Source organism: Streptomyces sp. NPDC096339 (genome assembly GCF_044762985.1).
In the GTDB taxonomy this organism is placed as follows: domain Bacteria; phylum Actinomycetota; class Actinomycetes; order Streptomycetales; family Streptomycetaceae; genus Streptomyces.
The window spans coordinates 128,236-147,045 of the sequence record NZ_JBIWFI010000003.1 but is presented as its reverse complement, the minus strand read 5'-3'; the positions used below and the strand labels follow the sequence as shown (position 1 = coordinate 147,045).

Sequence of the window (18,810 nt, the reverse complement as noted above, 5' to 3'; positions counted from 1 at the left end):
CCGTGATCTCAGCCGACGTCCACGGGGCCGCTCACCTCCTAATCTGATCCCGTTCAAAACACCAGGGGGGTAGCAGTGAAGCTCAGCAAGCGTCTGGCCGCGGTCGCCGCGGCCGCGGTGGTCGGCCCGACGGTCCTCATGAGTACGCCCGCGATGGCCGACGAGACCGACCAGCCCGCAGTGACCGTTCCGGACAGCGAGCCGAAGGACGACGCCGCGTCGGCGCAGACGCCCGAGGTCCCGGCTGCTCCCGCGACTGAGGCCGCCCAGAAGCCGGCGGCGCCGGAGCCGGCGGCCCAGGGCCCCGAGACGAAGCAGCCGGAGTCCCAGAAGCCCGCGGGCGGCCAGACGTCGATCAAGGAGGCCGAGAAGCCGGCCGAGGACGAGTACGAACAGCCCAACGGCATCATCTCCGCCCCGGAAGTCACCATCCACGGCATCCCCGAGGGCGGGTTCAAGAAGGACGGCAGCTGGACGAAGCTGACCGTGCAGGTCGACAACTCCGGCAACCGCGCCGTCCCCAACTTCACCCCCAGCCTCAACGTGATGGAGTGGGACGGCGTCTTCACGACCTCCCAGGTCAAGGTCGAGCGGCTGGTCGGCGGCGTCTGGCAGCCCGTGAAGGCCGTCACCGGCGAGACCATGGGGCCCGGGTTCAAGTACTACCTCGGGACCACCGCCTCCGTGGCCGGCGAGGCGGACTACGCGGTGGAGGTGCGGATCGGCTTCGCCGCCGACACCCCCGCGCTCCCCTTCGAGATGTACTCCGACGGCACCAGCCGCAACGGCTCGGCCCTCAACGCCTCTCCCGCGACCTGGTACCAGACCAAGATCGCGGGTGCCAAGGAGGAGGAGGAGGGCCCGACCCAGCCGACGGTCATCGAGGGCCCCGCCCTCACCGTGACCGAGGCACCCGCCTCCATCACCGCCGGCGGCGGCTGGGCCAACATGACCGTACGCGTCGACAACACCGGCAAGGACGACTTGGAGGACTTCGCCCTGGGGATGCTGCTGGAGCGGCTGGAGCCCTCCGGGATGAACAGCGACCAGCTCGAAGTCGAGGTCTACAGCAAGGACGAGAAGGGCGTCCTCGGGTGGCACCCGACCTATGACCGGATCGGGGATCAGGACCACTTCGGCTACGAGATCGCGTCCGGGCCGGTCGGCAGCGGCAAGGCGTTCGACGTCCAGATCCGCATCCGCGCGACGGCCGACGCGCCCAAGGGCGACCTCCGCATCGGCTTCTTCGGCAGCGGGCCGTACGACGAGGAAGCCCACTCGTACGTCAGGTCGCGCTCCAAGGCGCGCCTGACCCAGATCGTCGCCCCGGGCACGAACAACGGTGGCAACACCGGCAACACCGGCAACACCGGCAACACCGGCAACGAGAACGGGACCGGGACCGGGACCGGGAACACCGGCAACCAGCCGAAGCCCAACGGCGGCGGCACGACCCCGATCAGCACCGGCACGGCCACCACCCACACCGGCGGTGAACTCGCCGCCACCGGCGCCGACCCGGCCACCTCCTGGGCCCTCGGCGGAGCCGGTGTGGCCGTCGCCATGGGCGCCGCGCTGATGGCCGGGACCGGCCGCCGGCGCCGCACCACGGCCTGACGCGCACGCCGGTGCCCCTCCGCCTTCCTGCAAGGCGGAGGGGCACCGGCGTGTCCGGGTTCCGCCTAGTCATCGGACGGCAGCACGTCCACCGGGTCGAAGGACTCGTCCAGTGACTTCATCAGCCGGTCCCTCTCGACCTCGTCCAGCGGCACCGGTGTCACGTCCACGGCATCGGCCAACCTCCGGAAGCCGCCGCGCCGCTGCAGGCGCCCGCTGACCCGGATCGGCAGTCCGGCCAGGTGCGCGTGGACCGCCACCCGGTACGACTCCTCGTCGAGGACGGCCCGGACGTACGGGACTTCCGCCCCGGCCAGGACCCGGACCCGGACCGTACCGCCGCCACCCGCCGCCGCCCGGCGCATCCGCACCACCGCCCCCGCGATCCGGACCGCCACGGCCGGCTCGTCGCGGGTGTAGCGGGCGGCCGCCTCCCGCAGCACCGGGAGGTCGCCCGGCGAGAACTCCACCGGCTCCGGCCGGGCCGCGCAGCCCGCCGGGACCCCCGCCGCCGGCGCCCAGGCCAGGGCGATGCTGGCCCCCTCCGAACCCCGCACCAGCGCGATCAGGGCATCGGCGAGCTCCCGGCTGACCCCGGCCTGCACGGCGGCGTCGAAGGCCTCCATGCCGCCCGTGGCCCGCTGGTAGTCCACCGCCTCGCGGGCGGCGTGCAGGGCCTGGTGCAGTCGCGTCACGGTCCCCCGACCGCCGTCCACCGGCACGAAGGCCGTCAACCGCCGCCCGCCCGGGGCCGGCCCCACCAGCACCCCCTCCAGGGCCCGTGCGGCCTGGGCCCGGTGCCGGGCCCCGTAGTACCCGGCCCTGGCCCGGTCGGCCAGCGCGCCCGCCAGCAGCAACTGCCGGGCGGCCGCGCGGAGCTGTTCCTGCACCGTCCACGCCGCGTCGCCGCGCAGCCCGTACGCTCCTCGCGGGATCTCCCGTTCCCAGCGGATCTCGTCGCTCGGCACGCTCAGCCCGTAGAGCACCTCCCGCGCGGACGGCAGCGCGCTGCGCGAGAGCGCGGTCAGCGCCTCCTCCAGCAGGTCGGCGCAGTCGGGGAAGCCGCGGCTCTCGGGGACGAGCAGGCTGGTGCCGGTCTGGCTCGGCGGGGTCCAGCGCCCGTACCGCCCGGCCGCGCCGCCGCGCCGGAGCCACCCGTGCCGGTGCAGCAGGGCGCCCAGCACCAGCGGATCGACCTCCGCCGGATCGGGCGTGCCCGGCGTGAACTCCGGGGACGAGAGCGGTTCGAGGTGCGGCGGGTGCCAGTTCATCAGGGTGTCCCTCCCGACCCGACCCGGGTCATGATCTCGCACAGCGCGCGGTCGTCGAAGATCCGCGTGGTCGGGATCCGTACGGTGGTCCGGCGCCGGCCGGTCACGGGGTGTCCCGCGAGGTTGGTCCAGTAGCAGCAGTGCCGCAGGTCGAGCCGGTCGTGCCCGGCGGCGAGCCACTGGTCGCGCTCCCTGGGGACGAGCATCACGACGAGGATCTTGTGGACGGCGACCGGGGTCCGGGCCAGCTTCACGAGGTGCTCGTTGTCGAGGGTGAAGGCGAAGGTCGGGCCGGCCGGCCGGGGCGGTATCTGGTAGGTCGCCTTCAACTGCACCTTGATGGTGACCTCGTCGTCGACGACGTGCTCGGGAGCGCCGTGGCTGACGTGCCAGTCGATGCCGTTGTCGGGAAAGGGCTGCGAGAGCGAGCAGCCGGCCGCGGCCGCGACGGCGTGCAGGTATCCCACCTGGAGGGTCTCCATGCAGGCGGTGGTGGCGAGTGTGCCGCGCAGCGGTCCGGTCGGCGGACCGGTGTGTCCCTGCAGCACCCCGCCCGGTTCGGGCTGCGCGAGCGCCATGGCCGGCTCCCCATGCCTTCCGGGCTCTGCCGTCTGTGGTGGGTGGGGTGACGACCGGTCATGTGTGCGGTCCCCCTTGGCTGTTGTCTCCGCACCCGGGCCGCCGCAAACGGCGTACACGGCAAACAGCACGGGTATCACCGATGCGGGAGAAGGTGGCACGTCTTCAGGGCACTGCCGGGTGTCGCCCCATCTGCCGACCGGGGACGAGGAGTTCGCCATGACACGCTGGTACGAGGGCCCGCTGGCCGCATTCGACACGGAGACCACCGGAGTGGACGTCGAGCAGGACCGGATCGTGTCCGCCGCGCTCATCGTCCAGGAGTGTGCGGGAGGCCGGGTCCGCACCACGCGCTGGCTGGTCAATCCCGGGATTCCGGTGCCCCCGGGCGCCACGGAAGTGCACGGCCTGACCGACGAGCACCTCCAGCGCAACGGCCGCTGGCCCGCCCCGGTGGTGGAGGAGATAGCCCGCGCGCTCGGCGAGCAGCAGGTGGCGGGCCGCCCGGTGGTGGTGATGAACGCGCCGTTCGATCTGACCCTGCTGGATCGGGAGTTGCGCCGGCACCGGGCGTCCTCGCTGGCGCGGTATCTGGACAACCGGCCGCTGACGGTGCTGGATCCGCGCGTCCTGGACAAGCACCTGGACCGGTACCGCAAGGGCCGCCGGACGCTGACGGACCTGTGCGAGCACTACGGGATCGAGCTGGAGGGCGCCCACGACGCGGCGGCGGACGCGCAGGCCTCGCTGGAGCTCGTACGGGCGGTGGGGCGCCGGTTCGCGGCCCGCCTTGAGCGGCTGACCCCGGCGGAGCTGCACACGCTGCAGGCGGTGTGGCACGCGGCACAGGCGCGCGGCCTGCAGGCGTGGTTCGCGCGCCAGGGGACGCCGGAGGCGGTGGACCCGCACTGGCCGCTGCGGCCGGACCTGTCGACGGCGGCCTAGCCCCGGAAATGCGGAAGGCCGGTCCGTCGCAAGACGGACCGGCCTGTCCCGGTGGGCGATACTGGGATCGAACCAGTGACCCCTTCGGTGTGAACGAAGTGCTCTCCCGCTGAGCTAATCGCCCGGGAACGGACTGAACAATACAGAAGACTTGGGGACGGTTCAAACCGCCTCCGGGCGTCGGGCCAGCAGGGCCGCCAGGCCCCGCCGTCCGGCCCGCATCATCAGGGCGTGGTTGAGCCGGAACACCGGCCGCCCGGGCAGCGCGAGCCGGCGCATCAGCGGTTGCCGCACCTCGACCTCCTGCTCGTACAGGGCCCGGGTCCTCGGGGCTCCCGTCACGGCGCCGCGCGGCCGTACGGTCCACCGCGCCCAGCCGTCGAGATCACCGCGCAGGGCCACCTCCAGGACTCCCCGCCCGGGGTCGCGCAGCAGCTGGGTGGCCGTGACGTGGAGGGAGTAGGGCAGCACCGACCGGATGGTCGCGGTGCCGCTGCGCTCGTCGAGCTCCTCGACCCGGCGGATCTGGGGCCACCAGTGCGGGTACTCGCCGGGGAGTTCCAGTACGGCGAAGACGCGCGCGGGCGGGGCGTCGAGGTCCCACACGCTGCGGAAGCGGTAGCGGTTCCAGCGGTCCCAGTGGCTGCGGTCCATGGATCCAGTGTGGCGCGCGGCGGGTCCGCGCGGGCCCGGTTCGCGCGTACTCAGGGCACATCTGAGTACGTACGCGCATGTCCTGACCGGGTGACCGGCGCCACACTCCGGATATGAACACGCCCCTGCCGCCGGCCGAGGAGCTGGCGCTCATCGACCGCGAGTTGCTCCAACTCGACTCCCGCCGCCAGTACTTGCTGGCCCGCAGGGACTGGCTGCTGCGCCTGCTGTACGCGGCGGGGCCGACGCCCTCCCCGGCCTCCGCGCCGGGGTTCGCTCCGGCGGCCGGGCCCGCGAAGGACGCTTCGGCGCCGAGTGCGCAGAACGTGCTGCTCACCCTGGGCGCCGTCCTGCTGGCCGTGGCCGCGCTGGCGTTCACGCTGGTGAGCTGGGGTTCGCTCGGTATCGCGGGCCGTTCCGCGGTGCTGGGCGTGGTGACCACGGCGGCTCTGGCCACGCCCGTGCCGCTGCTGCGCCGTGGGCTGCGCTCGACGGCGGAGTCCGTCGCGGCGGTGGGGCTGCTGCTGACGGTGCTGGACGCGTACGCGCTGTACGTCGTCGCCGCGGCGGACGTCGACCCCCGGGCCTACACGGCCGTGGCGGCCGCGGTGCTGGCGGCGGCGTGGGCCGGGTACGGGGCGGCCCTGCGCGGCCTGCGGATCCCGGTACCGGCGGCGGTGCTGGCCGCGCAGCTCCCGCTGCCGCTGGCGGCGCTCGCCGCGCAGGCGGGCCCGCCGGCGCTCGCCTGGGCACTGCTGGCGACGGCCGCGCTGGACGCGGCGCTCGCGCTGCGGCTGCGGTGGGCGGCGCTCCCGGCGGCCGCGCTGGGCTCGGCGGCGCTGCTGACCGGGGTGTCCGAGTCCTGGTCGGCGGCTTCGGCGTCCGACGCCCTGGCCCCGGCCGCGCTGCTGCTGGCGGGCGCGGCCCTCGGGGTGGCGGCGGCGTGGCGGGAGCCGCGTGCCTGGGCCGCGGCCCTGGTCGGCGGTCTGGCGGCGGTGGCGGCGCTGGGCGGTGCGGCCCGGCCGGAGCTGTCCCCCGCCTGGTCGGTGGTGGCGTACCTGCTGGTCGCGTCGGCCCTGCTGACGACCGTACGGGTCGACGCGCTCCCGGCGCCGGTCCGGCGCGGGCTGGCCTGGGCCGGGGCGGGTGTGGCCGCGGTGTCGGCGGTGCTGTCCGCGGTTCCGGCGGCCGCGGCCCTGTCGGCGCGGGTCCGGGTCGTGGCGGAGGTGTGGGCCGGGACGACCCCGGGCGCCGGTCCGTACGGGGCGGGGGCGGCGCCCTCGGTGGCGCTGCTGCTGACGGCGGGGGTCGCCTGGTGGCTGTCGCGGACGCTGTCCCGGCCGGAGCCGGCGGCGGTGGCGGCGGTCCTCGCGTGGGCGGGGCTGATCGCGGCCCCGGTGCTGCTCGGCTTCCCGGTGGCGGCCGTGTTCGCCGCGCAACTGGTGGTGACGGTCGCGGCCGGGGTGCTCGCGCTGCGGGCCCGGGCCGGTGCGGCCGGGATCGCGGCGGGTGCCTGCACGCTGGTCGGGGCCTTGAACGTGTCCCTGGGCGCGCTGGACGGCCGCGTGGCGACCTTCGCGGTGTGGGGGCTGCTGGGCGTGCTCGGCGCTGCCGCGGCGGCGTACGGGCCCGCTCCGCGCTGGGCCCGCGCCGGGGCGGCGGTCTGCGCGGTCGGCCATGCCACGGGGCTGCTGGTGGCCTCGGCGGCGCTGACGGACCTCGCGGTGGTGTGGTGGGCGCTCCCGGTGCTCGCGGTCCCGGCGGCGGTGGCCGCGCTCGGGCCCCGGCTGGGCGGCGTCCGGTTGCCCGCGGAGGTCGCGGCGGGGGTGGCGGGCGCCCTGGCGGTGGCCCTGTCGGCCGGGCGGGCCGGGACCCTGGCGCTGGTCCTGGCGCTCCTCGGGGTGGTCTGCGCGGGGGCGGCGGTACGGCCGGAGCGGCGCGTGCTCGGCTGGGCGGCGGGGGCGCTGTTCGTGGCGGCGACCTGGGTCCGGCTGGCCGATGCCGGGGTCACGGCGCCGGAGGCCTACAGCCTGCCGGTGACGCTCCCCGCCCTGGCGGTGGGCCTGCTGCGGCGGCGCAGGGATCCCGCGAGCTCGTCCTGGACCGCGTACGGCCCCGGGCTGTCGGCGACGCTGCTGCCGAGCCTGGCGGCGGCCTGGGCGGATCCGGAGTGGGTGCGCCCGCTGCTGCTGGGCCTGGCGGCCCTGGCGGTGACCCTCACGGGCGCCCGGCGGCGGCTCCAGGCCCCGCTGCTGCTGGGCGGCGGCGTGCTGGCGGTGGTGGCGCTGCACGAGCTGGCCCCGTACGTGGTGCAGGTGACGGGGGCGCTGCCGCGCTGGGTGCCGCCGGCGATGGCGGGACTGCTGCTGCTGGCGGTGGGGGCGACGTACGAGCGGCGGCTGCGCGACGTGCGCCGGCTGCGGGACGCGATCGGCCGGCTCGCCTGACAGCGGCGGGCGCGGACGGGAAACGCCCGAGGCCCGGAGACTGTGAAGTCTCCGGGCCTCGGGTCCGGGTGGGCGATACTGGGTTCGAACCAGTGACCCCTTCGGTGTGAACGAAGTGCTCTCCCACTGAGCTAATCGCCCGGACGCACCGCAAACATTACCGCATGTCAGCGGTGCTCCTTGACCGGCACCTGTCCGTCACTGGTCCTTGATGTTCCAGGGCAGGACGAGCCCGTACTTCCACAGGTAGAAGCCGATCAGCGCGGCCGCGATGACGAGGCCCACGCTGGTCAGGATGATGTTGCGGCGGCGGACCTTGGGGTCGAGCGCCTTCTGGGCGGCCTCGGTGACCTTGCGCTTGGTCCAGCGCAGCACGAGGTGGGCCCAGGCGAACTCGGTGGCCCAGATCGCCAGGCCCGCGAAGATCGCCACCCAGCCGGGGCCGGGCAGCACGAGCATCGCGATGCCCGCGGCGATGATGGCCAGGCCGACGACGAAGACGCCGACCTGCCAGCTCAGGTGCAGGCTGCGGTTGGCCTTGATGAAGGCGGGTGCCTTCGACACGTGCGGCGTCTCTTCGGCGGCTGCGCCTTCGGCGGCTGCGCCGGCTTCGGTCGCCTCGGCGGGCTCACTCGTCCCGCGGTCACTCCCCGTATTCATGGGAACGAATCTACCCGAGCTCCAAGCACACGTGAACGGTGCTTTGGATCCGCCGTCCGAGGGACCCAGAGGTCCGCAAAACGGTCAGAGGGGTTTACAACGGCACCGTAGGTGGCATGTCGATTTCGCCGACGTGCGAATCCCCGAGCGCACACTGAGCGAAAGGCCCTGGCGCTTATGAACACCACGGTCAGCTGCGAGCTGCACCTGCGCCTCGTTGTGTCGAGCGAGTCCTCACTGCCTGTTCCCGCGGGCCTGCGGTATGACACGGCCGACCCCTACGCCGTGCACGCCACCTTCCACACCGGCGCCGAGGAGACGGTCGAATGGGTGTTCGCCCGCGACCTCCTCGCAGAGGGCCTCCACCGGCCCACCGGAACCGGCGACGTCCGCGTCTGGCCGTCCCGCAGCCACGGTCAGGGGGTCGTCTGCATCGCCCTGAGCTCACCGGAGGGAGAAGCACTGCTCGAAGCCCCCGCCCGAGCACTGGAGTCATTCCTCAAGCGGACGGATGCCGCGGTCCCACCCGGGACCGAACACCGGCACTTCGACCTCGACAAGGAGCTCTCCCACATCCTGGCCGAGAGCTGAGCCAGACCTACAGCCGCGCGACACCGTCCGACTCGGGGCGACGGTGTGTGCCGGACAACCGCATACGACGTGTCGGCGCTGTCCCCGCGGGAGCCACCCGCGTGGACGGCGCCGCTGCGCGCGGGAGGGACCCGCTAGAGTCGGCCCCCAGCGGTGACAGAGGTCGTCGCCGCAGGCCCGGCCCTTGAGGGAGACCACCGTGCAGATCCCCCACGACACCCGTCGCGCGCTCGACGTCGTCGTCGCGCTGGTGAACACAGCGGCCGAGGCGAACCAGCCCGACGCGCTCTCGGACCTCGGCGCGCTGCGCGCCTTCGTCCAGGAGTACTCGATCAGCGACGTCGGCGAGCTCGGCGCCCGCGACCTCGCGGGTGTGCGCACGGTGCGCGGCAAGTTCGCGCAGGTCTTCGCCGCCCCGGACCCGCGCGCCGCTTCCGCGCTGATCAACGAGCTGGTCGCGACGGCGGGCACCACCCCGCAGCTGACCGACCACGACGGCTACGACTGGCACGTGCACTACTTCGCGCCCGGCGCCTCGGTCGGCGACCACCTGGCGGCCGACGGCGGCATGGCCCTGGCCTTCATCGTGGTCTCCGGCGAGCAGGAGCGGCTGCGCCGCTGCGAGGCCCCGGACTGCCGGCGGGCCTTCGTGGACCTCTCCCGGAACCGTTCCCGGCGTTACTGCGACAGCCGGACCTGCGGGAACCGGCTGCACGTGGCGGCGTACCGGGCCCGGCGCAAGGGAGCCGACGCGGGCCCGTCAGAGCAGGAAGAGATCGTGTACGGCGGCCAGCAGCAGCAGGACGCCGATCACCGCTAGGAAGATCATCAAGGGCGGCTGGGACAGGGCGAAGAGGCAGCCTCTCGGCTCCTCGGCAACGGAGGCGGGGGCCGGAGCGGGAACCGTCGGCTCACCCTGCGATGTCTCGAGCATGTCGGGGCGATGATGGCGCAGCGCACCGCCGACCACCCTTCAACACGCCAATGTCCGCGCGGGAGTTCGCTCGATCTCGTGGATCACGGCGGGATCCGGGGACCTCGGCTCAGATGCCGTGCTTCTTGAGGATCGCCTCGATGTCCGAGAAGTCGTCGCCGGCGGCCGGGGCCGTCGGCTTCCGGCTGTCGCCCGCCCGTCCGGAGCCGAGGGAGGGCGCGGAGGCTGCGGGGGCGACGGCCTCGGGGGTGCCTCCGGCCTTCTTCCCCAGGCCTCGGCGCTCGACGGCGCGGGTGGTGAACAGGAGCAGCCAGGCCAGCCCGAGCAGCCCGAAGCCGATCCAGACGGTCGGGTTGAAGACGATCCCGGACACCCACTCCACCAGACCCGTCATCACGAGGGCGACCGGCACCAGCGAGTACGCGGCGATCCGCGTGGCGGTGAGGAACCGCTTGCGGTAGGCGGTCACCGCGGCGATGCCCAGCCCCGCCGCGGACACCGCGGAACAAATGGTCTCGGCGAGCATGCGGTCCTCCGGCTGTTCGACGGCTGGGCGATCTGTCCCCATCCATCCTGCACCGGCCTCCGCCCCGGCGGCCAGGCCCGGGGCCGCCGCCGGGCGGATCTCCGGGACATCTCGGGGTCGCGCCTCATCCCTGGGGAGTGGATGCGGGGGAACGGGCTCGTCCGGGGGCTGGGAGACTGGGGACATGACCGATTCCGTGATCCTCGACGTCTGGTGCGAACTCCAGTGCCCGGACTGCCACAGCGCGCTGGACGACGTGCGTGCCCTGCGGGCCCGCTACGGCGACCGGCTGGACATCCGGCTGCGCCACTTCCCGCTGGAGAAGCACAAGCACGCCTTCGCCGCGGCGCAGGCCGCCGAGGAGGCCTTGGAGCAGGGCAACGGCTGGGCGTACGCGGAGGCCGTACTGGCCAGGACCGCGGAGCTGACGGAGCGCGGGGAGTCGGTGCTTCTGGACGTGGCACGCGAACTGGGCCTGGACGTCGAGGAGTTCGACACCGCGCTGATCGACGGCCGGCACATCCTGATCGTCGACGCCGACCAGGCCGAGGGTAAGGCGATCGGCGTGACCGGCACCCCGACGTACGTGATCGACGGCGAGCGCCTCGACGGCGGCAAGAGCCAGGAGGGCCTGCGCGCCCGCATCGAGGAGATCGCCGACCGCCTGCTGGCGGGCTAGGGCCTGTCCGGACCTGACCCGCCGGACACCCCCTAGACCAGCGGCTTGGCCGCGTTGACCGTGCTGTCCCGGTAGCCGAGCGATGCGTACAGGGCCCGGGCCGGGGTGTTGTCCTCGTGGACGTGCAGCCCCAGCAGGCGGGCGCCCGCGGCCAGGGCGGCGTGCTCGGCCAGCAGCATGAGGGTCCGGCCGTGCCCGCGCCTGCGGTGTGCGGCGGCCACGTCCACGTCCCAGACGTACGGGACGGGGCCCACGCCGGGCAGGTCGCGCTCCCCCACCCACAGGGTGCCGAGGGCGGTTCCGTCCGGCGCCTCGAGGACGAGGAAGGCCGTGCCCGGGGTTTCCCGCCCGGCCGGCAGCAGCTCGGCGTGTTCGGCGCGGGAGGCGGCCAGGGCCTGCTCGGCCGTCATGCCGGGGCCGGCGAGGTGGCGGCCGTATTCGACGACGGCCCGCTCCTGCCAGGCGTCGTACTCGGCCTGGGTCATCGGGCGTCCGGCGGCGCCCGGCGGGAGCGCGGGAGGCAGCGCCGGCAGCTCCTTGACCTGGACGCGGCCGGTCACCCGGTAGCCGAGGGTCTCGGCCATCCGCAGCGCCGGCCCCGCGTCCGCCGGCACCGATACGGCGATGCCCGTACAGCCCCAGGAACGCAGTACTTCCTCGGCGGCGAGCGCGGCGACCGTGCCGCGCCCGCGCCGCCGGTCGGGCTCGTCGATCCACAGCCCCCTGATCACCCCGGTACCGGGGTGGGCCGCCGAACGGGTGGCGAGTTCGACGCCGCCCACGCGCCGACTGTTGACCCGCACCTCGTAGGCGCGGGAGCGGGTGCCGTCACTGTTGCGCTGGAGCGGCTGCGCGGGCCGCAGGGTAGTGGTCATCACTTGGTGTTCTACCGGCCCCGCGGCCCCGCGTCACCGGGATTCACGGATCGAGATCCGCACCGGCCTTCGCGTCGAAGATCCGCATGGCCTCGGCCGTGACCGGGCCGGGGGCCGCGCCCAGCTCGCGCGCGTCGATCCGTACGACCGCCTGGACGTCGCGCAGCGAGGAGGTGAGGAAGACCTCCTCGGCCTGTTCCAGGGCCTCGACGGGCAGGTCGGTCTCCTTGGCGCCGGACCATTCGACGACGAGGGCGCGGGTGATCCCGGCCAGGCAGCCGGAGGCCAGGGGCGGGGTGTGCAGCTGCCCGTCGAGGACGACGAAGACGTTGGAGCCGGTGCCCTCGCAGAGCCGGCCGACCGTGTTGGCGAGGAGGGCCTCGGAGGCCCCGGCCCGGTGGGCGGCGGCCAGCGCCACGACGTTCTCCGCGTACGAGGTGCTCTTCAGGCCGGCGACCGCGGAGCGCTCGTTGCGGACCCAGGGCACCGTGACGACAGCCGTGGTGTCGGGGCGGCGGGCGGACGCGGCCAGGGCCACGATCAGCGTGGGACCGCCGTCGCCGCGGTCGGAGCCGAGCGGGGAGACGCCGCCGGTGTAGGTGACGCGCAGCCGCCCGTGTTCCACCGGGTTGGCTTCGAGCACGGCGGCGCAGGCGCGGCGCACCTCGTCGTGGTCGGGGTCGGGCAGGCCGAGGCCGCGGGCGGAGCGGGTCAGCCGCTCCAGGTGGCGGGTGAGCGCGAAGGCGCGGCCCCTCGCCGCCTTGAGCGTCTCGAAGACGCCGTCCCCCACGGTCAGCCCGTGGTCGAAGACGGACACCTTCGCGCTGTCCACGTCCCGAAGTGCTCCGTCGAGCCAGATGCTCACCGTGCGGCCCCTCTCACGATCCCGTTCGGCCTGTCGCCTGATGAGCCCCCGACGCTACCCGGAGCAGCCGGGCGGCCTTGAGCTCGGTCTCCGCCCATTCGCGGTCGGGGTCGGAACCCCAGGTGATGCCGGCTCCGGTGCCGAAGAGCAGGCGGGGGCCGCCGGGGGCTTCGCGGTCGATCCAGAAGGTGCGGATGCCGACGGCGAGCTCGGCGGTGCCCCGGTCGGCGTCGACCCAGCCGATCCCGCCGCAGTAAGGGCCCCTGGGGGCGGTCTCCAGGGCCTCGATGATGCGCAGGGCGGAGGACTTGGGGGCCCCGGTGACGGAGCCGGGCGGGAAGGTGGCCGCGAGGAGCTCGGGCCAGCCCGCGCCGTCGGCGAGTTCTCCGCTGACGGTGGAGACGAGGTGCACCAGGCCCGGGTGCTCCTCGACGGCGCACAGCTCGGGAACGGTGACCGACCCGGTGGCGCAGACCCGGCCGAGGTCGTTGCGCACGAGGTCCACGATCATCACGTTCTCGGCGTGGTCCTTGGGGAGCAGGTCGGCCGCGGTGCGGCCGGTGCCCTTGATGGGGCCGGACTCGATGTGGCGGCCGGCCCTGCGCAGGAACAGCTCCGGGGAGGCCGTGGCGATCTCCACGCCGTGCGCGGGCAGCCGAATCGTTCCTGCGTAGGGAGCGGGGTTGCCGCGCGCCAGGAGCGCCGTGAGGGCGTCGACGTCCGCGCCCTCGGGGTCGGGCAGCGGCGCGGACATCACGCGGCAGAGGTTGGCCTGGTAGACCTCGCCGGCCGCGATGTGCTCACGGATGCGGCGGACGCCGGCCACGTACGCGGCGCGGTCCAGGGAAGAGGTCCACTGGTCGGCGGCGGGGCCGTGCCAGGCGCCGGGGACGGGTGAGGGGACCGGGTCGGGGCGTATGTCCCCGAAGCGCGCGCAGACGAGCCGCCCTTCGAAGTCGGCGGCCACCGCCCAGAAGCCGGTGGAATCGAGGGCACCGGGGTCGCCGGTGACGTCTCGGAGGTCGGTCGCGAGGAGGCCGCCGAAGCGGGCCATGGGAGGCAGGTCGTGCACGGCTGCGAGTCTATGACCGGTGACGCGACGGCGCCGTGGAGGTGACGGCCGCATGACCGCCGGTGATCGGACGGCAGCACGCTGCGGAAACGCGTTTTTGAGCTGGCCCGGGAATCCGCTAGAGTTCAACACGTCGCCAGGGAGCGAAGGGGGAAAACCCCGGAGCGAACACGGTGACCTGCGGACGTAGCTCAGTTGGTAGAGCACCACCTTGCCAAGGTGGATGTCGCGAGTTCGAGTCTCGTCGTCCGCTCGAAGTGGGGGTCTTCTTCCCGAGAACCCCCGCAGCTCCATGGTGGAGTGGCCGAGAGGCGAGGCAACGGCCTGCAAAGCCGTCTACACGGGTTCAAATCCCGTCTCCACCTCCAAGGACGATTAGCTCAGCGGGAGAGCGCTTCCCTGACACGGAAGAGGTCACTGGTTCAATCCCAGTATCGTCCACTGGTCCGCAAGGACCTGGTCCGCAAGGATCCCCGCGCGATTAGCTCAGCGGGAGAGCGCTTCCCTGACACGGAAGAGGTCACTGGTTCAATCCCAGTATCGCGCACGCAGTACCATGCAACACCTGCTTGACCTGCGGCTTTCGAGCCGTGGTGCCCGCGCGATTAGCTCAGCGGGAGAGCGCTTCCCTGACACGGAAGAGGTCACTGGTTCAATCCCAGTATCGCGCACCATCCGGAAGCCCCGGCCGTCTCGACGGCCGGGGCTTTCGCGTTGCCCGGTTCGGGGCGCCTCGGGACCCGGGCGCCCCGGGACCTCAGGAGGAGAAGAGCATCCGGCCGAATCCGCCGCGGTGGTGGTGGCCGTGACCGTGGCCGTGGCCTCCGTGGTGCGGGGCGCCCCAGGCGGGGGCGGCGGCCACGTGCTGGGGCGGGTACGGGGCGGGCGGCGCGGCGGGCGGCGGGACCTGGCCGTACTGCTGGGCGGTGTACTGGGACTCCAGGCGGGTCAGCGCCTCCAGCTCGCCGTAGTCGAGGAAGATGCCGCGACAACCGCTGCACTGCTCTATCTGGACACCGTTGCGGTTGTAGGTGTGCATCATCGCGTGACACTTCGGACACTGCATGGGCGGTTCAACTCCTCGGCTTGGACGTGGCCACCGGATGACCGGATGCATGCCCGGTGGCGCGGAGCTCACCCTACGACGGAGGCTCTCGTTCCAAGTCGGCCGGGAGGGCCGCTATTCGGGCACAGGCGTCCACCATCAACCGCTCCCCCTCGTCCAGCCTGCGCCGCCCCTCCGCCGCCTTGGCCAGCGCGAGGGCCGCCGTCTGCACGGTGAGCGCGCGGGCGGCGAGGTCGAGTTCCGGCCAGGGGTCGCTGCCGGGCGGGCCCGCGGCCGGGCCGCCGGCGGCCCGATAGGCGTCGAGGAAGCGCTGCCAGGCCCCGGGGTCGAGCAGTCCGGCCGCGTACCAGGCGGCGGGGCGGCCCAGGTCCCAGGCGGGGGTGCCGAGGCCCAGGTCGTCCACGTCGATGAGGAACCAGGGGCCCTGCGGGGCGGGGTAGCGGACCAGCTGCCCGAGGTGCAGGTCGCCGTGGCACAGCGTCCCGCCGGGCGGCGCCAGCGCCTCCCCGCGCGCCCAGGCGGGCAGGGTCCCCGCGGCGGCCCGTACGGAGCGCACCTCGCCCGGGTCCGGGCCCGCGGACAGTTTCTCCGCCCTCCCCAGGCGGTCCAGGGCGCGGGCGAGCTTGGCGGGGCCGCGCATCGGCGGCAGCGGGCCGGGGAGGGCGGCGAGCGGTGTCCGGTGCAGGGCCGCCAGCAGCGCGGCGGTCGCCTCCCAGGGGGCCTCCTCGGGGCGCTGCGGGTCGACGGGGGCTCCGTACGGCCACAGGGAGACGGGGCGGTCCTGTACCCGGCCGGGGACGGGGAGCAGCGGCGGGAGCAGTACGCCGCCCAGTGCCTGGTGGCCGGCGATCCGCAGGCGTACGGCGAGGGCCTCGTGGTCGGCGTCCCCGGCGTGGGCCTTGGCCACGACCTCCCCGCAGCGCACCACGGTGCCGTCGTCCCGGTCCGCGAGGAGGGCGTACGGGAGCGGCTGGGCGGTGCAGGCGGCGAGGGCCTCGGGCAGCGAGTCGGTCATGGGAACCCCGGGGTGGGTGTGGCAACGGCGGCCTCCTGGGGATCGTACGCCGGGCCGGCCGGATCGGGGCAGGACATCCGGGCATGAAAAAGGGTGCTGCCCGTCCGACTCCCCAGTCGTACGGGCAGCACCCTTCACCTGCCGTCCGTCGTCGCTCCCCCGTCCCCACGGGGTTCGACAGGCCGATGTCCCTGTCCGGGCCGCTCTCCCGGACCCGGGGCGCCGCTCAGCGCCCCAGCATCACGCCAACGGACGACGCCTGTGCCGCCACCTGGTCGAAGCCTCCGAAGAGGAAGAGCAGGAGGGCGGCCAGGGGGAGGACCATGGCCGCGGCCACCAGAGGATGGCGCGTACCGGACTCATGGCCGTTGAACGCGAATGCCTTGCGTCCCTGCCGCGCGATGTCCGCCATGGTCCTCTCCCTGTAGGTTCGGGCAGCGGCGGGCTTTCGACCTCGGGGGACGAGAGCACTTGCCCGCCGCTTGACTTCAACACTAGGCGCGCGGGGATCCCGTGGCCTCATGCCCTCGTACCCTTTGGCGGGCCTCCAGGAGGATGACGGGCCGCTCCCGGTGTACTCCCCTGGGTGGAGACCGTCCCCCGTAAGTGGGGGTCTTCCCGGAGGGGATGACCGGAGCGTAGTGACTTCGCTCACTTCCGTCACTCCTCGCACACGGGTGTCCGCCCACCGGGTGTCGGCAGGATCGACTCGGTGCGGGGGTCGCACGGGTGCGCCCCGGCGGAGCGGCGTGGCTCCGAACGGCCGGGCCGACGCGCCAATCCCCTTGGCACACAAGCCGTTTGGAGACGGGCCGAACGGAACGGGCGGGTCGGGCAGGGCTCCCTGAGGATCCCTCAAGTGTGTTGTGCCGTACTGACGATCGAATATCCGGGCGAGGGCGCGGCCTCTGAGCGCGCATGCCGGATGGTCCGTAAGCTGTGCCCAGTCAACAGGACGACCGGCCAGCGGGGTGGACATGGCGATGATGCGGCTCCGGCGCGAGGACCCGCGTGTCGTCGGCTCGTTCAGGCTGCACCGACGGCTCGGCGCCGGCGGCATGGGTGTGGTCTACCTGGGATCGGACCGGCGGGGGCAGCGCGTCGCGCTCAAGGTGATCCGGCCGGATCTGGCCGAGGACCAGGAGTTCCGCTCACGGTTCGCCCGAGAGGTGTCCGCCGCCCGGCGGATCCGGGGCGGGTGCACGGCACGGCTGGTGGCGGCGGACCTGGAGGCCGAGCGGCCCTGGTTCGCCACGCAGTACGTCCCCGGTCCCTCGCTGCACGACAAGGTGGCCGAGGAAGGCCCGCTCACGGCCTCGCAGATCGCGGCGATCGGCGCCGCCCTGTCCGAGGGACTGGTCGCCGTGCACGAGGCGGGGGTCGTCCACCGCGACCTCAAGCCCTCGAACATCCTGCTCTCCCCCAAGGGACCGCGGATCATCGACTTCGGGATCGCGTGGGCCACCGGGGCGAGCACGCTCACCCATGTGGGCACCGCCGTCGGCTCCCCCGGCTTCCTCGCGCCCGAGCAGGTGCGCGGTGCCGCCGTCACCCCCGCCACCGACGTCTTCGCCCTCGGTGCCACCCTGGCCTACGCGGCGACCGCCGACTCGCCCTTCGGGCACGGCAGTTCCGAGGTCATGCTGTACCGCGTGGTGCACGAGGAGCCCCACCTCCACGGGGTCCCGGACGCGCTCGCGCCGCTCGTACGGGCCTGTCTGGCCAAGGACCCCGAGGACCGGCCCAGCACGCTCCAGCTGTCGATGCGGCTCAAGGAGATCGCGGCCCGCGAGGCACAGGGGCTCTCCGAGACCCGCCCGCCGGCCCAGCGCGCCCGGACCGACCGGCCGACGGGGCGGCTCCCCGAGCCCGCCGAACCGTACGCCGACCAGCGCGTGGAACGTCGTACCGGTGGCGGCACCGTGCCCCGGGGCAAGGGCGGGGTCCCCAGCGGACCGCACTCGCGGCCCTCGTCCTCCCGTCACCCGCAGGGCTCCGGCGGCCCGTCCTCCCGGCCGACCCAGGGACGCACGGGGGGCCGCCCGGCGCCCCGGACCACCGGCACGGGGCGGCGCCCTTCGCGGCCGGACCCCCGGCTGATGCGGCAGCGGCTGATCGTGTTCGTCGTGGTGACGCTGATCGTGGCGCTGGGCATCGCGGCGGCCCAGAAGTTCTAGCCCTGGGGGCGCCCGCTCGCCACCGCGTAGAAGGCGACGGCGGCCGCGGCGCCCACGTTCAGCGAGTCCACGCCGTGGGCCATGGGGATCCGTACCCACTCGTCTGCCGCGACCAGCGCCGGCGTGGACAGGCCGTCCCCCTCGGCGCCGAGCATCAGCGCGACCCGCTCCAGGGAGTGCGGGGCGGCCACGTCGATCGGCGAGGCCTTCTGGTGCGGGGTGAGGGCGAGCAGCTTGAAACCGGCCTCGCGCACCGAGTCCAGGCCCTTGGGCCAGGTGTCGAGACGGGCGTAGGGGACGGAGAAGACCGCGCCCATGGAGACCTTCACCGAGCGGCGGTAGAGCGGGTCCGCGCAGTCCGGCGACAGCAGCACCGCGTCCATGCCGAGGGCGGCGGCGCTGCGGAAGATGGCACCGATGTTGGTGTGGTCGTTGACCGCTTCCATGATGACCACGCGCCGGGTCGTGGCCAGCAGTTCGTCGGCCGTCGGCAGCGGCTTGCGCTGCATGGAGGCGAGGGCGCCGCGGTGCACGTGGTAGCCGGTGACGCGTTCGGCGAGCTCGGGGGTGACGGCGTAGACCGGGGCCGGGAGCTCGTCGATGACGTCGCGCATGACGTCGACCCACTTGGAGGAGAGCAGCATGGACCGCATCTCGTACCCGGCGTCCTTGGCACGTCTGATGACCTTCTCGCCCTCGGCGATGAAGAGGCCTTCCGCGGGCTCGCGCCGGCGCCGGAGTTCGACGTCGGTCAGGCCCGTGTAGTCGCGCAGGCGCGGGTCGTCGGGGTCTTCGACGGTGATGAGATCAGCCACAGGGTGATACTGCCTTGTCCTG

At 73.7% G+C, this 18,810-nt stretch carries 19 protein-coding genes and 7 tRNA genes; 12 read left to right on the top strand and 14 right to left on the bottom strand.

The window, feature by feature from the left end; translation table 11 throughout:
• Positions 1-75 precede the first annotated feature (75 nt).
• Entirely contained in the window at positions 76-1,617 is a 1,542-nt protein-coding gene (locus ACIQ5Y_RS07285) for a hypothetical protein (RefSeq protein WP_403876047.1), read from the top strand.
• A gap of 65 nt (positions 1,618-1,682) precedes the next feature.
• Here ACIQ5Y_RS07285 and ACIQ5Y_RS07280 read toward each other — a convergent pair whose 3' ends face one another.
• The gene (locus ACIQ5Y_RS07280) at positions 1,683-2,888 is read right to left on the bottom strand and encodes a hypothetical protein (RefSeq protein WP_403876044.1); all 1,206 of its coding nucleotides are present in this window, start codon (positions 2,886-2,888) and stop codon (positions 1,683-1,685) included.
• Entirely contained in the window at positions 2,888-3,466 is a 579-nt protein-coding gene (locus ACIQ5Y_RS07275; RefSeq protein WP_403876041.1) for a DUF4365 domain-containing protein, read from the bottom strand. The genes ACIQ5Y_RS07280 and ACIQ5Y_RS07275 overlap by 1 nt, the downstream gene beginning before the upstream one ends.
• 220 nt (positions 3,467-3,686) lie before the next feature.
• Here ACIQ5Y_RS07275 and ACIQ5Y_RS07270 point away from each other — a divergent pair, with 220 nt between their 5' ends.
• Positions 3,687-4,412, top strand: a complete 726-nt coding sequence (locus ACIQ5Y_RS07270) for a 3'-5' exonuclease (RefSeq protein ID WP_403876038.1) — start codon at positions 3,687-3,689, stop codon at positions 4,410-4,412.
• Positions 4,413-4,464: 52 nt separating this feature from the next.
• Here the strand turns inward: ACIQ5Y_RS07270 and ACIQ5Y_RS07265 are convergent.
• Both ACIQ5Y_RS07265 and ACIQ5Y_RS07260 read right to left on the bottom strand, forming a co-directional pair.
• Positions 4,465-4,536 (bottom strand) — tRNA-Val (locus ACIQ5Y_RS07265).
• Between the two features lie 38 nt (positions 4,537-4,574).
• The gene (locus ACIQ5Y_RS07260; protein ID WP_403876035.1) at positions 4,575-5,066 is read right to left on the bottom strand and encodes an SRPBCC family protein; all 492 of its coding nucleotides are present in this window, start codon (positions 5,064-5,066) and stop codon (positions 4,575-4,577) included.
• Positions 5,067-5,179: 113 nt separating this feature from the next.
• On the opposite strand from ACIQ5Y_RS07260, the gene ACIQ5Y_RS07255 reads away from it, so the two are divergent.
• Entirely contained in the window at positions 5,180-7,513 is a 2,334-nt protein-coding gene (locus ACIQ5Y_RS07255) for an SCO7613 C-terminal domain-containing membrane protein (protein ID WP_403876032.1), read from the top strand.
• A gap of 69 nt (positions 7,514-7,582) precedes the next feature.
• On the opposite strand, the gene ACIQ5Y_RS07250 is transcribed toward ACIQ5Y_RS07255, so the two are convergent.
• Together ACIQ5Y_RS07250 and ACIQ5Y_RS07245 are read right to left on the bottom strand one after the other, a co-directional pair.
• A tRNA-Val gene (locus tag ACIQ5Y_RS07250) sits at positions 7,583-7,654 on the bottom strand.
• Between the two features lie 57 nt (positions 7,655-7,711).
• Positions 7,712-8,173, bottom strand: a complete 462-nt coding sequence (locus ACIQ5Y_RS07245; RefSeq protein ID WP_403876029.1) for a TIGR02611 family protein — start codon at positions 8,171-8,173, stop codon at positions 7,712-7,714.
• Between the two features lie 177 nt (positions 8,174-8,350).
• Here ACIQ5Y_RS07245 and ACIQ5Y_RS07240 point away from each other — a divergent pair, with 177 nt between their 5' ends.
• Together ACIQ5Y_RS07240 and ACIQ5Y_RS07235 are read left to right on the top strand one after the other, a co-directional pair.
• Positions 8,351-8,764: an SsgA family sporulation/cell division regulator gene (locus ACIQ5Y_RS07240; RefSeq protein WP_030011909.1), complete on the top strand. Its 414-nt coding sequence runs from the start codon at positions 8,351-8,353 to the stop codon at positions 8,762-8,764.
• 199 nt (positions 8,765-8,963) lie between these two features.
• Positions 8,964-9,584 (top strand): CGNR zinc finger domain-containing protein, encoded by a 621-nt coding sequence (locus tag ACIQ5Y_RS07235; protein WP_403876027.1) that lies wholly within the window; start codon positions 8,964-8,966, stop codon positions 9,582-9,584.
• 223 nt (positions 9,585-9,807) lie between these two features.
• On the opposite strand, the gene ACIQ5Y_RS07230 is transcribed toward ACIQ5Y_RS07235, so the two are convergent.
• Positions 9,808-10,224 (bottom strand): hypothetical protein, encoded by a 417-nt coding sequence (locus ACIQ5Y_RS07230; protein ID WP_403876546.1) that lies wholly within the window; start codon positions 10,222-10,224, stop codon positions 9,808-9,810.
• Positions 10,225-10,408: 184 nt separating this feature from the next.
• Between ACIQ5Y_RS07230 and ACIQ5Y_RS07225 the strand changes: the two genes are divergently transcribed.
• The gene (locus ACIQ5Y_RS07225) at positions 10,409-10,903 is read left to right on the top strand and encodes a DsbA family protein (protein WP_403876024.1); all 495 of its coding nucleotides are present in this window, start codon (positions 10,409-10,411) and stop codon (positions 10,901-10,903) included.
• Positions 10,904-10,935: 32 nt separating this feature from the next.
• Here the strand turns inward: ACIQ5Y_RS07225 and ACIQ5Y_RS07220 are convergent, their stop codons facing one another.
• The 3 genes from ACIQ5Y_RS07220 to ACIQ5Y_RS07210 are packed head-to-tail and all read right to left on the bottom strand — an operon-like array spanning position 10,936 to position 13,715.
• Positions 10,936-11,778, bottom strand: a complete 843-nt coding sequence (locus ACIQ5Y_RS07220) for a GNAT family N-acetyltransferase (RefSeq protein WP_403876021.1) — start codon at positions 11,776-11,778, stop codon at positions 10,936-10,938.
• A gap of 43 nt (positions 11,779-11,821) precedes the next feature.
• On the bottom strand, positions 11,822-12,643 hold the full coding sequence (locus ACIQ5Y_RS07215; protein ID WP_403876018.1) for an aminotransferase class IV: 822 nt from the start codon (positions 12,641-12,643) through the stop codon (positions 11,822-11,824).
• A 13-nt stretch (positions 12,644-12,656) separates the two neighbouring features.
• Complete coding sequence (locus tag ACIQ5Y_RS07210; protein WP_403876015.1) at positions 12,657-13,715, bottom strand: chorismate-binding protein; 1,059 nt, start codon at positions 13,713-13,715, stop codon at positions 12,657-12,659.
• Positions 13,716-13,895: 180 nt separating this feature from the next.
• On the opposite strand from ACIQ5Y_RS07210, the gene ACIQ5Y_RS07205 reads away from it, so the two are divergent.
• The 5 genes from ACIQ5Y_RS07205 to ACIQ5Y_RS07185 all read left to right on the top strand — a co-directional run bounded on the left by ACIQ5Y_RS07205 (position 13,896) and on the right by ACIQ5Y_RS07185 (position 14,389).
• Positions 13,896-13,968: transfer RNA gene (locus ACIQ5Y_RS07205), tRNA-Gly, on the top strand.
• Between the two features lie 41 nt (positions 13,969-14,009).
• A tRNA-Cys gene (locus ACIQ5Y_RS07200) sits at positions 14,010-14,083 on the top strand.
• A 1-nt stretch (position 14,084) separates the two neighbouring features.
• A tRNA-Val gene (locus ACIQ5Y_RS07195) sits at positions 14,085-14,156 on the top strand.
• A 34-nt stretch (positions 14,157-14,190) separates the two neighbouring features.
• Positions 14,191-14,262: transfer RNA gene (locus tag ACIQ5Y_RS07190), tRNA-Val, on the top strand.
• A 52-nt stretch (positions 14,263-14,314) separates the two neighbouring features.
• Positions 14,315-14,389 (top strand) — tRNA-Val (locus ACIQ5Y_RS07185).
• An 83-nt stretch (positions 14,390-14,472) separates the two neighbouring features.
• Here the strand turns inward: ACIQ5Y_RS07185 and ACIQ5Y_RS07180 are convergent.
• From ACIQ5Y_RS07180 to ACIQ5Y_RS07170, 3 genes are all read right to left on the bottom strand, one after another.
• Complete coding sequence (locus ACIQ5Y_RS07180; protein ID WP_384588586.1) at positions 14,473-14,781, bottom strand: zf-TFIIB domain-containing protein; 309 nt, start codon at positions 14,779-14,781, stop codon at positions 14,473-14,475.
• A gap of 73 nt (positions 14,782-14,854) precedes the next feature.
• Positions 14,855-15,796, bottom strand: a complete 942-nt coding sequence (locus ACIQ5Y_RS07175; protein WP_403876011.1) for a phosphotransferase family protein — start codon at positions 15,794-15,796, stop codon at positions 14,855-14,857.
• A 226-nt stretch (positions 15,797-16,022) separates the two neighbouring features.
• Positions 16,023-16,208 (bottom strand): hypothetical protein, encoded by a 186-nt coding sequence (locus tag ACIQ5Y_RS07170; protein WP_037797219.1) that lies wholly within the window; start codon positions 16,206-16,208, stop codon positions 16,023-16,025.
• A 565-nt stretch (positions 16,209-16,773) separates the two neighbouring features.
• On the opposite strand from ACIQ5Y_RS07170, the gene ACIQ5Y_RS07165 reads away from it, so the two are divergent.
• Positions 16,774-17,973: a serine/threonine-protein kinase gene (locus ACIQ5Y_RS07165; RefSeq protein ID WP_403876008.1), complete on the top strand. Its 1,200-nt coding sequence runs from the start codon at positions 16,774-16,776 to the stop codon at positions 17,971-17,973.
• On the opposite strand, the gene ACIQ5Y_RS07160 is transcribed toward ACIQ5Y_RS07165, so the two are convergent.
• Entirely contained in the window at positions 17,970-18,788 is an 819-nt protein-coding gene (locus ACIQ5Y_RS07160; RefSeq protein WP_403876005.1) for a TrmH family RNA methyltransferase, read from the bottom strand. The two genes, ACIQ5Y_RS07165 and ACIQ5Y_RS07160, sit on opposite strands and share 4 nt — an antisense overlap.
• Positions 18,789-18,810: the final 22 nt, after the last annotated feature.